The following is a 14,791-nucleotide window of genomic DNA, read 5'->3' as shown; positions in this document are numbered from 1 at the left end:
ACGCCATTACCCCATGTCACTAGATAGAACAAGGCGCTAGTGTGTGGGCCACACCAGCGACCCGGCGGCCGACGGAGGAGCCACATGGATACTGAGCCCCGACCCCTCGCCGAGCTGTCCGCCGGCCTCTACGAGGCGCTGGCGGCGGCCGATCCGTTCGTGGCGACGCTCATCCACGGCATCCCCGGGCTCGACGGCGAGGTGCCCGATCTCGGCGAGTCCGCCCAGCTCGCGTCGGCCGAGCGCCTCCTGGACCTGGTGGCGCGCGCGGAGCGGATCCCGGCGGACGCGCTCGACGACCACGACCGGGTGACGCGGGACGTGCTGATCCACGTCGCGCGGTCCGAGGCCGTGCCGTACGAGGACCGGCACGCGGAATTCGCCGTCTCCGGCTACGCCTCCCCCAGCGCCCTGCTGTTCACCGCGCTGACCAACGTCTCGGTCGCCACGCCGGACGAGCAGCAGCGCTACCTGCGCCGCCTGCACGGCGTCCCCGGCTACCTCGGCCAGGCCCGGGACCGGGCGCTGGACGGCGTGGCGGCCGGCCGGGTGCCGACCCGCCGCGGAGTCGAGCAGACCGCCGAACGGCTGGACGCTTACCTGCGCGGCCGCGCCGAGGACGACCTCATCGCCGGCATGGTGGCCGGCTCCGCCGTCGAGGACGAGGTCCGCGGTCTGGTGGCGGAGTCCATCCGGCCGGCGCTGGCGGCGCTGCAGGAGACGCTCTCGGGACCGGTGCTCGCGGCGGCCCGGCCGGACGAGCGCAGCGGGCTGCTGCACGTGCCCGGCGGCGACGAGATGTACGCGCGCGCCGTCGCGGCGCACACGACCACGACGCGCTCGCCGGACGAGATCCACCGGCTCGGCCTGGACCTGTGCGAGGCCTTGCGCGACGAGTACGCCGAGCTGGGGCAGCGGGTCTTCGGCACCGGCGACTTCGATGCGATCGTCGACCGGCTACGGCACGATCCGGAGCTGCGCTACTCCTCCGCCGAGGACATCCTGGCCGACGCGCGGGCGGCGGTGGCCCGGGCCGAGACTGCACTGCCGGACTGGTTCGGCCGCGCCCCGTCGGCGTCGTGCGCGGTGGTGCCGATGAACGAGGTGCTGGCCCCGGCCGCGGTGCTCGGCGAGTACCTGCCCTCGTCGGGCGACGGCAGCCGTCCGGGCCGCTACAACGTCAACACCCACGCGCCGCGCACGCGGACCCGGTACGAGTACGAGACGCTGGCGTTCCACGAGGGCGTGCCCGGCCACCACCTGCAGTTCGGGCTCGCGCAGGAGCTCACCGAGCTGCCGGCCTTCCGCCGCTACCTGTACGTCGCGGCCTTCGGCGAGGGCTGGGGCCTCTACGCCGAGCGGCTGGCCGACGAGATGGGGCTCTACTCCGGCGACCTGTACCGGTTCGGCATGCTCTCGTTCGACTCCTGGCGGGCCTGCCGCCTCGTCGTCGACACCGGCCTGCACCACCACGGCTGGACGCGGCAGCAGGCCATCGACTTCATGCTCGCCAACAGCGCCCTCACCCCCGGGAACGTCGCCAACGAGGTCGACCGCTACATCGCCTGGCCCGGCCAGGCCCTGGCCTACATGACCGGCCGCCTCGAGATCGAGCGGCTGCGGCGGACGGCGCGCGAACGCCTCGGCGCCGCCTTCGACATCCGCGCCTTCCACGACACCGTCCTCGGCAACGGAGCGGTGCCCATGACGGTGCTGTCCGGCGCCGTGGAACGCTGGATCGGCGCCCAGCCACCATCGTGATCACCGATGTGCTGTGGCCGTGTGGAGGCGCGGTGTCGCCGCAGTGACCTCATGGAAGCTTGGTGCACGGGTTCAGGTGAGTCCTTGCGCCTCGCTGCGACGCACATGGCTCCTCGGCCGGGAGGTCACCTCCAGGGCCATGCCGTCGCCGCCGGGGTCGGCGCCGCCGCGCCACCGTCCGTCCTGCCGGGCCAGCCCGTGGACGAGGCCGAAGGCGTGGCTGCGCGGGCTGCGCACCACCTCGTACCCGCGCTCCTCGAGGGCGGTCTGGACGGCGCGCGGGACGCGGTTGACGACGTCGATGACGTCGCTGGTGGCCGAGAACCGCGGCAGCCCGACCGCCTCGCCGACCGGAACGCCGAAGTCGAGCACGTTCAGCGTTGCCTGGAGGACGCCCATGGCGATCTGCGTGCCGCCCGGAGCCCCGATCACCAGCATCGGGCCCTCCTCGTCGAACACCATCGACGGGCACACGGAGCTGAACCGGGCCTTGCCCGGCGCGATCGACGCGGCCCGGCCGGGCCGGGGGTCGAAGCTGGACATGCAGCCGTTGTACATGAAGCCCAGCCCCGGGCTGACCACCCCCGACGGCAGGCCCAGCGAGTGCGTCATGGCGACGCAGTTCCCGTCGGCGTCGATCACGGAGAGGTGAGTGGTGTCGGGACCTTCGGCCGGTCCCTGGTGCCGTGGCACGGAGAACCTCTCGCCGGCCCCGATCCGCGCCGCGGCGTCGCGCGCGTAGCCCTTCGACGTCAGCCGGTCCAGCGGCACGTCGACGAAGTCGGGGTCGCCGACGTGGCGGTCCTTGTCGGCGGTCGCCTTCTTCATGGCCTCGCTGACGACGCGCACGTACTCCGGGCTGTTGTGGCCCAGCGCCGTGAGGTCGAAGTTCTCGAGGACGTTGAGCATCTGGACGAGCTGCACGCCGCCGCCGGGCGGGCGGTTCGTCGCCACCGACCAGGCGCGGTAGGTCGTCCAGAGCGGCTCGCCCCGCCGGACGGTGACGCCGGCGAGGTCGTCGAGGCTCAGGTGGCCGCCGCCCGCGGCGATGTCGTCGACCATCGCCCGGGCCAGGTCGCCGGTGTAGAACGGGTCCGGGCCGTGCCGGGCGATCGTCGCCAGCACGTCCGCGTAGTCGCGGTTCACCACGACGTCGCCGATGCGCTTCGCCGACCCGTCCGGGCGCAGGTAGAGCGCCGCGGCGGCCGGGGTGTACGACGCGCGGTCGCTGTTGGCGACGTGCCCGAACGCGCCCGGGTCGGACCAGAAGGCGTGCACGTCCGGGCGCACCGTCCACCCGTCGCGGGCGTACCCGATGGCGGGAGCCATGACCTCGCGCCACGGCAGCGTCCCGTGCTCCCGGTGAGCGGTGTGGAACGCTCGCAGCGACGCCGGCGCGCAGATCGACTCGTAGCCGATCTCGTTGACGTGGCCGGTCACGATGAACCCGAAGCCGTCGCGCGCCTCGCCCTCGACCAGCGACTCCCACATGTCCGGCCGGGCCGCTCGCGGCGCCGGCGCGTGGAAGTCGTAGTAGCCGTGGAAGTCCCGCGACGGCAGGTACGCGGCCAGGCTGCCGAACCCGGCGATGCCGCACATCAGCGGGTCGACCACGGTCTGCACGAACGCGCAGGCGATGGCCGCGTCGACCGCGTTCCCGCCGGCCTCGAGCATCGCGGCGCCGGCCTCGACGGCCTCCGGCTGGGCGGCGACGATCATCCCCCGGCGATGGTCAGCCACCCGTACCGACGCCCATCACCTCGTCGAGGACGCGCATGGCGTTGCCGCCCAGCACCTTGGCGATGTCGGTCTGGGAGAAGCCGCGGGCGACCATCTCGGCGGTGAGCTTCGGCAGGTCAGACGGCCGCCGGACCTCGGCCGCCACGAACTCGACCGCGTCCACGCCCATGATCTCCATGCGGCCGCCGTAGACCTCCGCGTAGTAGTCGTCGATGAAGTCCGGCCCCAGCCCCACCGCGTCGATCGAGGCGACCGACGCGATGTGCTCGATGTGGTCGACGACGCGGGCGGCGGTCGGCCGGGCCGGGTCGATGAACGGCGCGATCGCGGCCGCGACCCCGATGACGCCGCCGAGGCCGGCGATGCCCTTGATCTGCTCGTCGCTGAGGTTCCGGTGCATGTCGGTGATGGCCCGGCAGCCCGAGTGCGTCGCGAGCAGCGGGCGGGTCGCCCGGGCCAGCACGTCGTCGACGCCGGCCACGCCGAGGTGGCTGATGTCGAAGACGATCCCGAGCCGTTCCATCTCGGCGAGCACCTCGAACCCCTGCGGCGTCAGTCCGCCGCGCGAGCTGTCGTCGAACCCGCTGCCGTCGGCCAGGTGCGTACGGCCCAGGTGGGCGAGCGAGACCACGCGCGCACCGACGCGGTACATCGTCCCGATCAGCTCCGGGTCCTGGCCGAGGGCGTGCGCGCCTTCCAGGCCGATGACGAACGCGATGCGGCCGGCGGCCACGGCCGCGGCGACGTCCGCCCCGGTCAGGCAGATCGCCACCTCCGGGTGTCGCGCCGCCAGCGCATGGATCCGCTCGATCAGCAGCAGCGTCCGCCGCAGCGCGCCCTCGGACTGGTACTGCGCCTCGATGAACACGGGCAGCACCTGGACGTTCACACCCCCCGACCGCAGCTCGGGCAGCCAGAACTCGGCGAAGTGCTCCGGCCGGCCGCGCTGGTCGAAATGGTCGACCAGCAGGATCAGGTCGTTGTGCAGGTCGACGACCAGGGCCTCGTCGTGGGGTGTCGTCATCATGGGTCGATTGTTGAGGCAATCAGCCAGTGGACGCAAGAGTTAGACCTATGTCAATAGGTTGAAATTGCTGCTAGCGTGGCGCCCTCCCAGTGCCCACCCAGGTCTGGAGGACCACGTGAACGACGCCACACCGACGACGATCCTCGCGGGAACCGTGCTCTCCATGACCGATCGCGGGGTGCTCCGGGATCAGGCGATCACCGTGGCCGACGGCCGGATCACCCGGGTCGCGCCCCGCGCCGAGCACGAGATCACCGGCCCGGTCGTCGACTGGCGCGACCGCACCATCCTGCCCGGTCTCGCCGACTGCCACGTGCACGTCGAGGACCGGGCGGACATGCTCGGCTACCTGGCGCACGGCGTCACGCTGGTGCGCAACATGCGCGGCAAGCCGTGGCACCTCGACTGGCGCCGGCGCGTCGCCGAGGGCGCCGAGCTCGGGCCGTACGTCGTCACCAGCACCGCCATGGCCGACGGTCGCGGCGCGCCGGGCACGACCGTGTGGCCGGACTCCGCGCAGATCACCGATCGCGCGTCCGCGCACGCGGCGGTGCGGCGCTGGGCCGAGCTCGGGTACCAGCAGGTCAAGGCGTACCAGTGGCTGTCCGCAGAGGCGCTCAAGGGCCTCGGCGAGGCGTGCCGGGACACCGGCCTCCCGCTGGTCGGGCACTGCCCCCAGGCGCTCACCGTCCACCAGGCGATCGACCGCGGCCAGACCGGGTTCGAGCATCTGAACAACTACGAGTACGGCTCGCTGCGCCCAGCCTCGCAGGAGCGTCTCGACGCCTTCTTCGCGCAGGGGTTCAGCTACGGACGCGGCCGGAACCGGTTCTCCCCCGAGGCCGCCCAGGCGGCGTCGGACATCGACGACCACAAGATCGCGGCCCTGGCGCAGCGGATGGCCGCCGAGAACATCACCTCCTGCCCCACGCTGATCGTCCTCGACCGCCTGCTCGGGCACCGCGACTTCACCGACCCGCGGCTGCGCCTCACCGATCCCGTGCTCGCCCGCACGTGGCGACCGGAGAACGACTTCCGCATCATGGCGCTCACGCCCGGCGAACTACAGGGCACCGCCGACCTGTTCCATGAGCGCAGCCGGCGCATCCTCGCCGCGCTCCGCGACGCCGGCGCCCCTGTCCTGGTCGGCACCGACACCCACAACGCGTTCGTCTTCCACGGGTCCTCGCTGGTCGAGGAGCTGGAGCTGATGACCGGCGCCGGGTACACGAGCGCCGAGCTCGTGCGCCTGGCCACCCGGGGCGCGGCCGACTACTTCGGCCTGACCGACCGCGGCCGCGTCGACGCCGGGTTCGTCGCCGACCTGGTGGCCGTGACCGGCGACCCCCTGGCCTCGGTCGCCGCGCTGAAGGACCCGGCCGCCGTCGTCGTGGGCGGGACCGTGCTGGAGCGCCCGCGACTGGACGCCCTGCTCGACGAGGTCGAGACGCTGGTCCACGCCGAGCCGGACCGCGCCCGGCTGCGCCCGGTGCCGTCCGGCGAACGGCTGGTCGGCGAGTACGAGCGGACCAACTTCGGCCGGACCGATGCCGCTACGAGGATCTCCTCGCACTCCGGCGGCGGCGCGACCACCTGGCGCGAGCAGATCGCGACCCGGCACGGCGTCGAGACCCGCACGACGGTCATCGACGCGTCCGGCCACCTGGTGTCGGCCGACATCGAGCGGCGCCGCGCCGAGGGCGTCGACGTCGCGACGGTGCGACGCCACGGTGACCGGTACACCGTCCGCCTGTCCACCCTCGACGGCTCGGAGCTCGACGCCGAGGTGCCCGCGCCCCTGCTGCCCGGCGCCGACCTCGGGGTGGCGGCCCTGCTGGCGGCCGCCCGGCTGGCGCCGGACCACGGCCCGTGGCCGGTGCTGTCGCTGGGCGCCGGCCTGGCCAACGCCCTGCCGCCCGTGCCGGGAACGCTGGAGCGCGACGGCGACGAGCTGGTGCAGCGCACGACCGACGCCATCGTCCGGATCGCCGGCGACGTCGCCGGCGAGTACACGGTGCAGGCGCCCATGGTCCAGCTGGTGCACCGCCGCGCCGGCGCCTGACGTCCGTCGGCCTCCGGGCGCTTCACGTCGGTCCCCGACGTGTGGCCACCGCCACTGCGCCCATGCCTTGCCAGAGTGATTATGGCCTAGTTCAATAGGCCATAATCACTACTCGGGAGGCCGCCGTGAGCACGGACACTTTCTGGACCGACGCGCAGGATCACCTGGTCCGATACATCCCGGCGTTCACGCCAAGGGTCATCGAGCGCGCGGCCGGACCCTACGTCTACGACAGCGACGGCGCCGCGATCCTCGACTTCACCTCGGGCCAGATGAGCGCGGTGCTGGGCCACTCGCACCCGGAGATCGTGAGGGCGGTCTCGGACTGCGTCGGATCGCTGGACCACCTGTTCAGCGGGATGCTCAGCCGGCCGGTCGTGGACCTGGCCAAGCGGCTGGCGCACACGCTGCCTCCGAACCTCACCAAGATGCTGCTGCTGTCGACGGGAGCCGAGTCGAACGAGGCAGCGCTCAAGATGGCCAAGCTGTACACCGGCCGGTACGAGATCGTCTCGTTCGACCGCTCGTGGCACGGCATGACGTCAGGCGCGTCGGCGGCGACGTTCTCCGCCGGCCGGCGCGGCTACGGTCCCACGATGCCCGGCAATTTCGTGCTGCCGACGCCGAACGCCTACCGCTCGCCCTTCCGCCGCCCGGACGGGTCGCACGACTGGGAGTCCGAGCTGGAGTACGGGTTCGCCATGGTCGACACCCAGTCCAACGGCTCGTTGGCGGCCTGCCTCGTCGAGCCGATCCTGTCCTCCGGCGGCGTCATCGAACTGCCCGAGGGCTATCTCGCCCGGCTCAAGGAGCTGTGTGAGGCACGCGGGATGCTGCTGATCCTCGACGAGGCGCAGACCGGCCTCGGGCGCACCGGCCACATGTACGCGTTCGAGCGCGACGGCGTCGCCCCCGACATCCTGACGCTGTCGAAGACGCTCGGAGCCGGGCTGCCCGTCGCCGCCGTGGTGACGAGCGCCGAGATCGAGCAGGCCTGCGCCGAACGCAGGTTTCTCTTCTACACGACGCACGCCTCCGACCCGCTCGCGGCGGTGGTCGCGTCGACCGTCCTCGACGTGATCCAGCGCGACGGCCTCGTCGAACGCGCCGCGAAGCTGGGCCAGCAGCTCACCGACCGGCTCGAGGGCCTTCGTGACGTCCATGACGTCGTGGGCGACGTCCGGGGCCGGGGCCTGCTCCAGGGCGTCGAGCTGGTCAGGGACCGGGCGAGCAGGGCGCCGGCGGACACGCTCGGCGCGGCCGTCACCGCGGCCTGCCTGGAGCGGGGCCTGCACATGAACATCGTGCAGCTGCCCGGCATGGGCGGCATCTTCCGCATCGCCCCGCCGCTCACCATCGGCGAGGACGAGCTGCACGCCGGCATCGACATCCTCGACGACGCGCTCACGGCCGTCGTCCGGCAGAACGGAGCCGGGTGACGTCCGGCGCCGCCGCCGGCCTGCTCCCCTAGCGCGCCCGCTGCCTCGGCTGCGGTTCCGCGCGGCCACCGCCCGGCTGCCAGAGCACGTCGCCCGCGTCGCGGTTGGCATAGCGGGACAGGATGAACAACAGGTCCGAGAGCCGGTTCAGGTACTTCGCGGTGAGCGGATTGACACCGTCGATGTCACCGGTGCCGTACTGCTCGACCGCCGCCCACGCCGACCGCTCGGCCCGCCGCACCACCGTCGTCGCGACGTGCAACTGCGCGGCCGCGACACTGCCACCGGGCAGGATGAACGACGTCAGCTTCGGCACCTCGGCGTTGTACCGGTCACAGTCCGCCTCAAGCTCGTCGATCCAGGCCGGCTGCACCCGCAGCGGCGGATACTCGTACTCGGCCTTCAACGGCACACAGAGATCAGCACCCACGTCGAACAGGTCGTTCTGCACCCGCAGCAGCACGGCCAGCACCTCCGGGCCGAGGCCACCGCCCCCGCCGCCGGACCGCTCCAACGCGACCACCACACCGATCGCCGCGTTCGCCTCATTGGCATCGGCGTAGGCGACCAGACGCGGATCGGTCTTACGGGTGCGGCTGAAGTCGCCCAGCCCGGTGGAGCCGTCGTCGCCGGTGCGGGTGTAGATCTTCGTCAGCCTCACCATGTCCCCACACTACGGGCTCCCGTGAGGCGGCCTCGGCGGGTCCGTTCAGGGAAGCCGCAGTTCCCTGAGCTGCCGGCGGGATGTGATGCCCAGCTTGCGGAAGATGTTGCGCAGGTGGGCCTCGATCGTGCGGGGGCTCAGGAACAGCTGCGCACCGACCTCCCGGGACGTCGCCCCGGTGGCGACCAGTCTCGCGATGTGCAGTTCGTGGGCGGTGAGCACGTCGGTGGGCTGCGCGGTCCGTTTGCGCGGGTGCTCACCGGTGGCGCGCAGCTCGCGGCCCGCCCGCGCGGCGAATGCCTCGGCGCCCATCTCCGACAACAGGTCGTGGGCGGTGCGCAACTGGGCGCGCGCGGCCTGGCGGCGGCCTTCGCGCCGCAGCCACTCACCGTAGACGAGGTGGGCGCGTGCGAGATGGCCGGCCATCCGGCAGTTTCGCAGCTGCTCGATCGCCTCGCGATAGTGCTCCTCGGCGACGGGCCCGGTGCTGGTCAGCGCCCGCGAACGGGCCGCCAGCCCGAGCCCCCACGGGGTGCCGCTGGCGAGAGCGCGTGAGCTGAGCTGGTCCAGCGCGTCGGCCGCGAGCTCCGGCTGGCCGGTACGGGACGCCGCCTCGATGAGTTCGGAGTGGGCCAGGTTGCTGTACGTCAGCTCGTCGGACTCGAACGCCCGCGCCGCGGCGGCCTGGGCCGCCTGGTAGTCGCCCCGGCCGTTGTGCAGGACCGCCAGGGCGTACTGCGCCAGGGAGACCTCGGTGTCGTGCCCGTGTCCGGCGGTCTCCCGGGCGATGGTCGTGTGGATCTCGGCGGTCTCGTGCGAGCGGCCGCGCCAGGCAGCGAGGATGAGCTGGGCGTGGAGCAGCGGCAACGCCGTCGTCGAGGCCGTGATGGAGGTCTGCGCGGCGGCCAGCTCGGAGGCCCGGGCGAACTCGCCGGAGATCACCAGCATGACGGACTGGACGAGGAGTGCGGCGGGGAGCGTGGCCAACGCGCCGGCCTCACGGGCGAGCCGGACGTGACGGTCGGCAAGGAGGTGGGCCGACTCGTCGTCGAAGACCGCCATCGCGGTGCGGCTGGCCAGCCAGAGCCAGCGGTGGCTGTCGCTGTCGCCCACGGCGTCCGCGGGTGGCTCGTGGCCGGCGAACGCCGTCAACGCCCGGCGCAACCCGGGTACGCCCGCCTCGTATCCCTGCGTGAAGGTCGTCACCAGGCCGTCGAGCAACTCGTCCGCCGGCTCCGGCGACGTAGGTGGTGGCGGCGCGGCCCGGGCGGCTTCGGCCACCGCCGGCACGCCCCGGCCGGGGGCGCCGGTGACGATCGCCGCGTCGAGCGCGCGCAGGTAGGTTTCACGCGCCAGGGCCGCGTCCAGTGGGGCGAGCGTCTTGGCGGCGTCCAGCAGCATCCACGGCCCGTCCCTGCCCCGGCTCAGGTGGAACGCGATCTGGGCCCGGAGCAGTTCGAGGCGGGCGCGTTGCAGCGCGTCCAGCGGCCCGGACGCGGCGACGTCCAGCAGCTCCAGGGCGGCCTCGGTCGCACCGGCCTCGTGCTTGGCATACGCGGCCGCCAGCGCCCGGCTGGTGCGCCGGGCAGGCTCGGGCGTCAGGTCGGCTGCCTGCTGCAGGAACGCGGCCGCGGCGGCCAGTCCGCCGCGGGCGCGGGCCCGGCCGGCCGAGCGCTCCAGCTCCGCGGCGGCGTCCTCGTCGGTGCCCAGCACGGCGTGCGCGCGATGCCACGCGTGCCGGTCGGGGTCGGCTCGCGGGTCGGTGGCGGCGGCCAGCGCGCCGTGAACGCGGCGCTGGTCCGGCGAGGTGGCGGCCCGGTAGACCGCCGAGCGCACCAGCGGATGGCGGAACCGCACGCGGGTGCCGATCTCCAGCAACCCCGCGGCCTCCGCGGGCGCGGCCGCCTCGCGGGCGATTCCCAGTTGCGCGGCCGCCCGCCACAGCAGCGCCACCTCACCGGTCGGCTCGGCCGCGGCGGCCAGCATCAGCACCTGCGTCTCGACCGGCAGGCCACTGAAGCGGTCCTGGAAGCTGAGCTCCACGCGACGCGGCGCACCCAGAACGTCGGGCAGCTCGAACCCGCCGGCGAGCTCGGCTGGGTGCGTACTTCGGGGCAACTCCAGCAGCGCCAGCGGGTTCCCCCGTGCCTCGGCGACGATCCGGTCGCGCACCCCGTCGTCCAGCGGTGTGCTGACGGCGGCCAGCAGCGCCCGCGCGTCGGCCTCGCTCAGCCCGCCCAGCCACAGCTCGGGCAGCCCGGCGAACGGCAGGACCTCCTCCTCCCCGGGGTCACGCAGCCCGAACACCAGCACCAACTGCTCGGCCGCGACCCGCCGCGCCACGAACGCGAGCACCTGTGCGGACGCCTGGTCCAGCCACTGCGCGTCGTCGACGAGGCACAGCAGTGGCTGCTCCTCGGCGGCCTCGGCCAGCAGGTTGAGGGTGGCCAGCCCGACCAGGAACCGTTCCGGTGCGGCGCCACTGCGCAGCCCGAACGCCACGTTCAGGGCGGTCTGCTGCGGCTCGGGCAGCGCGCCGGCCCGGTCGAGCAGCGGCGCGCACAACTGGTGCAGGCCCGCGAACGCGAACTGCGTCTCGGACTCCACGCCGACCGCGAACTCGGACCGGAACCCCGATGCGACCGCGGTGTCGCGGGCGTGCTCCAGCAGTGCGGTCTTCCCGATGCCCGCTTCGCCGCGCACCACCAGTACCTCGCTGTGCCCGGCCTGCGCCCGGGTCAGCACGTGCTCGACCGTCTCGCGCTCCGCGCGTCGGCCCACGAGGTGCGTCAGCTTCGCTCCCGCCCGAGTACGACTGCGCCGCTCGGCGCCAGGACTAGGTAATTGTCACCGACGCGAACCGCGCGCGCCAGGAATCGCCCATGACGGCGCTGATCAGGGATTTCCGGCGCGGCAGCGGCGGTCGCGCTGGTCGCGGCGCGGCGACGACCGGCGGGGACCTCAGGGGCTTCTACCGACGCGAAGGCTCCTCCACCGGTGCGAGCCTGACGGCATGGCGAACCGGGTCGTCGACACGAAGGGAACCGTCATGTCCGCCAGTCCTGTCATCGAGGTCGAGGACCTCAATGTCCGCTACGGCGACTTCCACGCCGTCAAGGACCTGTCGTTCCAGGTCCGGCACGGGGAGCTCTACGCGCTGCTCGGCACGAACGGCGCCGGCAAGACGTCGACCCTGGAGGTCGCCGAAGGACACCGGCCGGCGTCGGCGGGCACCGTTCGCGTCTTCGGGCACAGCCCGCGCGACCGCGGCGCGGTGCGTCCCCGGATGGGCATCATGCTCCAGGAGAGCGGCTTCTCCCCGGACCTGACGGTCCGGGAGTCGGTGGGCCTGATCGGCACGCTGAGCGGGCGGCGCGACGACGTGAGCCGGGTGCTGGGCGTCTCCGGCCTCACCCACAAGGCCGCCGCGATGGTCTCCCAGCTCTCCGGCGGCGAGAAACGCCGCCTGGACTTCGCGACCGCCGTCTACGGCGGGCCCGAGCTGGTCATCCTGGACGAGCCGACGACCGGCCTGGACATCCAGTCCCGCGATGCCCTCTGGGCCGCCGTGGACCGGCTCCGCGAGGACGGCTCCACCATCGTGCTCACCACCCACTACCTGGAGGAGGCCCAGCAGCGCGCCGACCGCATCGGGCTCATGCACCAGGGCACCCTGCACAGGGAAGGAACGGTCGCGGAGCTGACGCGGACCCTGCCGTCGCTGATCAGCTTCGCTCTCCCGGCCGGCACTCCCCCGCCGCCGATCGACACCACGCCCGCCAACGGCGCCTTCCACGTGGAGACCTTCGACCTGCAGAAGGATCTCCACCGCCTGCTCAACTGGGCCCACGACACCGGCGTGGACCTGCGCGACCTGCAGGCCGGCCCGACCAGCCTCGACGACGTCTTCCGCGCGATCAGCCGCGACTGACCCAGCCCACCTCGTCCCGGAAGGGAACCACGAGCATGCTCCCGATCGCTCGAAGCGAGCTGATCCAGATCTTCCGGAACCGGCTCGTGCTGGTCACCGGCCTCATCATCCCGGTCGCCGTCAGCGCGTTCTTCGTCTACCGGCACGAGATCTTCGCCGAGGCCGCCAGCCTTGGCTACATCGCCGCGATCGTCATGTTCACCGTGATGGCCTTCGGGCTCTACACCACGGCCGTGACCACTCTGGCCTCGCGCCGGCAGAACCTCTTCCTCAAACGGCTCCGCTCCACCGCCGCGGGCGATGCCGACATCATCACCGGGTTGCTCCTGCCGGTCACCGTCATCGCGCTGGTCCAGGTGACCGTCATCCTGATCGTGCTGGGCGTCGTGGCCACCCAACCGGCCCAGGTGCCGCTGCTGGCGGCGGCGGTCCTGGCCACGCTGGCCATGATGGTCGCCCTGGCGCTCGCCACGGCGGGACTCACGAACTCGCCGGAGCACGCGCAGGTGACCACGTTGCCGATCAGCCTCCTGGTGATCGCGGTCGCCAGCTGGGTGGGCATCACCGGCACCGAGGACCTCGCGCCGCTCAAGCGGGTGCTGCCCGGCGGCTCGGCGACCGAGCTGGTGATCAACGCATGGGACGGCGGTGTGGCCGTCGCGGACTCCCTGGTGCTGCTGGTACCCACCCTGGCCTGGGTCGTCGTGGCCGTGGCGCTGGCCGGGCGGATGTTCCGCTGGGAGCCGCGGCGCTGAGCTCGCCCACCTCACGAAGGAGACAGACGATGGGACACATCACCGCCGGGCACGAGAACAGCACCCCGGTCGAGCTCTACTACGAGGACCAGGGCGCGGGTCAGCCCGTCGTCCTCATCCACGGATATCCGCTCGACGGTCACAGCTGGGAGCGCCAGACGCGCGAGCTGCTCGCGGATGGCTACCGCGTCATCACCTACGACCGCCGCGGCTTCGGCCAGTCGTCGAAGGCCGGCTCCGGCTACGACTACGACACCTTCGCCGCCGACCTCGACACCGTGCTGGAGACCCTCGACCTCCGCGACGTCATCCTCGTCGGGTTCTCGATGGGCACGGGCGAGCTCGCCCGCTACGTCTCCCGGTACGGCCACGAGCGGGTCGCGAAGCTCGCCTTCCTCGCCTCGCTGGAACCCTTCCTCGTCGCCCGCGACGACAACCCCGAGGGCGTGCCGCAGGAGGTCTTCGACGGCATCGAGGCCCAGGCGAGGGGCGACCGCTACGCCTGGTACGAGCAGTTCTTCTCCACCTTCTACAACCTCAGCGAGAACCTCGGCAGCCGGATCAGCCAGGAGGCGGTCTCCGCAAGCTGGAACGTCGCCATCGCCAGCGCTCCCGTGGCGGCCCACGCCGTCGTCTCCGCGTGGATCGAGGACTTTCGCGCCGACGTCGAGGCCGTCCGCGCCAGCGGCAAGCCGGCGCTGATCCTGCACGGCACCGCCGACAACATCCTCCCCATCGACGCCACCGCCCGCCGCTTTCGCGAGGCCCTGCCCGAAGCGCACTACATCGAGATCGAAGGCGCACCGCACGGGCTGCTCTGGACGCACGCCGACGAGGTCAACGCCGCCTTGCGCGCCTTCCTCGCCTCGACCTGACCGGCACGTCCAGCCACCCACACATCCCGATCAACAGGAGAGGCAGCATCATGAGCACCGTCACCTTCGGCATCACTCCCGGCTACGGCGAGAAGCTGCACGCGACCTACGGCTACAGCGGGGCCGTCCGCGTCGGCGACCGGGTCGAGATCTCCGGCCAAGCGGGGGTCGACGACGACCTGGTCGTCCCCGACTCGCTGGAGGAGGAGATCGTCCAGGCCTTCGACAACGTCGAGCGCACGCTCGCCACGGTGGGCGCCACCTGGAAAGACGTCATCCACGTCAACTCGTACCACAAGGTCGCGCCGGGCGACGACGCCGTCGGCGACGACCACAACGCGGTCATGGCCGAGCAGTTCCGCCGTCGCCTCGGCGGCCGCGCGCCGATCTGGACCGAGACCGGCGTTACGGTTCTAGGCCTCGCCACCATGCGCGTCGAGATCCGCGTCACCGCCATCGTCGGCGCCGGGAACTGACCCGTCCAGCGGGCGGTGCGTGACCGGAGCCTCCGGTCACGCACCGCCCGCTCATGCCGTC

At 72.5% G+C, this 14,791-nt stretch carries 11 protein-coding genes; 7 read left to right on the top strand and 4 right to left on the bottom strand.

Annotated elements, in window-relative coordinates:
* The first annotated feature begins 84 nt into the window (after positions 1-84).
* The gene (locus BLV02_RS12255; protein WP_069115102.1) at positions 85-1,761 is read left to right on the top strand and encodes a DUF885 domain-containing protein; all 1,677 of its coding nucleotides are present in this window, start codon (positions 85-87) and stop codon (positions 1,759-1,761) included.
* A gap of 72 nt (positions 1,762-1,833) precedes the next feature.
* On the opposite strand, the gene ggt is transcribed toward BLV02_RS12255, so the two are convergent.
* Both ggt and BLV02_RS12245 read right to left on the bottom strand, forming a co-directional pair.
* Positions 1,834-3,480, bottom strand: a complete 1,647-nt coding sequence (gene ggt / locus BLV02_RS12250) for a gamma-glutamyltransferase (RefSeq protein WP_069115103.1) — start codon at positions 3,478-3,480, stop codon at positions 1,834-1,836.
* Positions 3,481-3,493: 13 nt separating this feature from the next.
* On the bottom strand, positions 3,494-4,528 hold the full coding sequence (locus BLV02_RS12245; RefSeq protein WP_069115104.1) for a dipeptidase: 1,035 nt from the start codon (positions 4,526-4,528) through the stop codon (positions 3,494-3,496).
* A gap of 115 nt (positions 4,529-4,643) precedes the next feature.
* Here BLV02_RS12245 and BLV02_RS12240 point away from each other — a divergent pair, with 115 nt between their 5' ends.
* Together BLV02_RS12240 and BLV02_RS12235 are read left to right on the top strand one after the other, a co-directional pair.
* On the top strand, positions 4,644-6,590 hold the full coding sequence (locus BLV02_RS12240; protein WP_069115105.1) for an amidohydrolase family protein: 1,947 nt from the start codon (positions 4,644-4,646) through the stop codon (positions 6,588-6,590).
* A gap of 125 nt (positions 6,591-6,715) precedes the next feature.
* Positions 6,716-8,029, top strand: a complete 1,314-nt coding sequence (locus BLV02_RS12235) for an aspartate aminotransferase family protein (protein WP_069115106.1) — start codon at positions 6,716-6,718, stop codon at positions 8,027-8,029.
* 28 nt (positions 8,030-8,057) lie between these two features.
* On the opposite strand, the gene BLV02_RS12230 is transcribed toward BLV02_RS12235, so the two are convergent.
* The gene (locus tag BLV02_RS12230) at positions 8,058-8,693 is read right to left on the bottom strand and encodes a cob(I)yrinic acid a,c-diamide adenosyltransferase (protein WP_069115107.1); all 636 of its coding nucleotides are present in this window, start codon (positions 8,691-8,693) and stop codon (positions 8,058-8,060) included.
* Between the two features lie 45 nt (positions 8,694-8,738).
* Positions 8,739-11,474 (bottom strand): ATP-binding protein, encoded by a 2,736-nt coding sequence (locus BLV02_RS12225; RefSeq protein WP_069115108.1) that lies wholly within the window; start codon positions 11,472-11,474, stop codon positions 8,739-8,741.
* Between the two features lie 268 nt (positions 11,475-11,742).
* On the opposite strand from BLV02_RS12225, the gene BLV02_RS12220 reads away from it, so the two are divergent.
* The 4 genes from BLV02_RS12220 to BLV02_RS12205 are packed head-to-tail and all read left to right on the top strand — an operon-like array spanning position 11,743 to position 14,730.
* The gene (locus tag BLV02_RS12220; RefSeq protein WP_069115204.1) at positions 11,743-12,624 is read left to right on the top strand and encodes an ABC transporter ATP-binding protein; all 882 of its coding nucleotides are present in this window, start codon (positions 11,743-11,745) and stop codon (positions 12,622-12,624) included.
* Between the two features lie 35 nt (positions 12,625-12,659).
* Positions 12,660-13,379, top strand: coding sequence for an ABC transporter permease (locus BLV02_RS12215; protein ID WP_069115109.1), 720 nt, complete (start codon positions 12,660-12,662; stop codon positions 13,377-13,379).
* A gap of 29 nt (positions 13,380-13,408) precedes the next feature.
* Positions 13,409-14,254, top strand: a complete 846-nt coding sequence (locus BLV02_RS12210; protein ID WP_069115110.1) for an alpha/beta fold hydrolase — start codon at positions 13,409-13,411, stop codon at positions 14,252-14,254.
* 50 nt (positions 14,255-14,304) lie between these two features.
* The gene (locus tag BLV02_RS12205) at positions 14,305-14,730 is read left to right on the top strand and encodes a Rid family hydrolase (protein WP_069115111.1); all 426 of its coding nucleotides are present in this window, start codon (positions 14,305-14,307) and stop codon (positions 14,728-14,730) included.
* The last annotated feature ends 61 nt before the right edge of the window (positions 14,731-14,791 follow it).

This window comes from Jiangella alba (assembly GCF_900106035.1).
Taxonomy (GTDB): domain Bacteria; phylum Actinomycetota; class Actinomycetes; order Jiangellales; family Jiangellaceae; genus Jiangella; species Jiangella alba.
This window is presented reverse-complemented; position numbering and strand designations above follow the sequence as displayed.

Bases quoted from the DNA above. Each gene is read 5' to 3' on its own strand.
- BLV02_RS12255 (WP_069115102.1), top strand. From the start codon at position 85: ATGGATACTGAGCCCCGACCCCTCGCCGAGCTGTCCGCCGGCCTCTAC.
- ggt (WP_069115103.1), bottom strand. From the start codon at position 3,480: ATGATCGTCGCCGCCCAGCCGGAGGCCGTCGAGGCCGGCGCCGCGATG.
- BLV02_RS12245 (WP_069115104.1), bottom strand. From the start codon at position 4,528: ATGATGACGACACCCCACGACGAGGCCCTGGTCGTCGACCTGCACAAC.
- BLV02_RS12230 (WP_069115107.1), bottom strand. From the start codon at position 8,693: ATGGTGAGGCTGACGAAGATCTACACCCGCACCGGCGACGACGGCTCC.
- BLV02_RS12220 (WP_069115204.1), top strand. From the start codon at position 11,743: ATGTCCGCCAGTCCTGTCATCGAGGTCGAGGACCTCAATGTCCGCTAC.
- BLV02_RS12215 (WP_069115109.1), top strand. From the start codon at position 12,660: ATGCTCCCGATCGCTCGAAGCGAGCTGATCCAGATCTTCCGGAACCGG.
- BLV02_RS12210 (WP_069115110.1), top strand. From the start codon at position 13,409: ATGGGACACATCACCGCCGGGCACGAGAACAGCACCCCGGTCGAGCTC.
- BLV02_RS12205 (WP_069115111.1), top strand. From the start codon at position 14,305: ATGAGCACCGTCACCTTCGGCATCACTCCCGGCTACGGCGAGAAGCTG.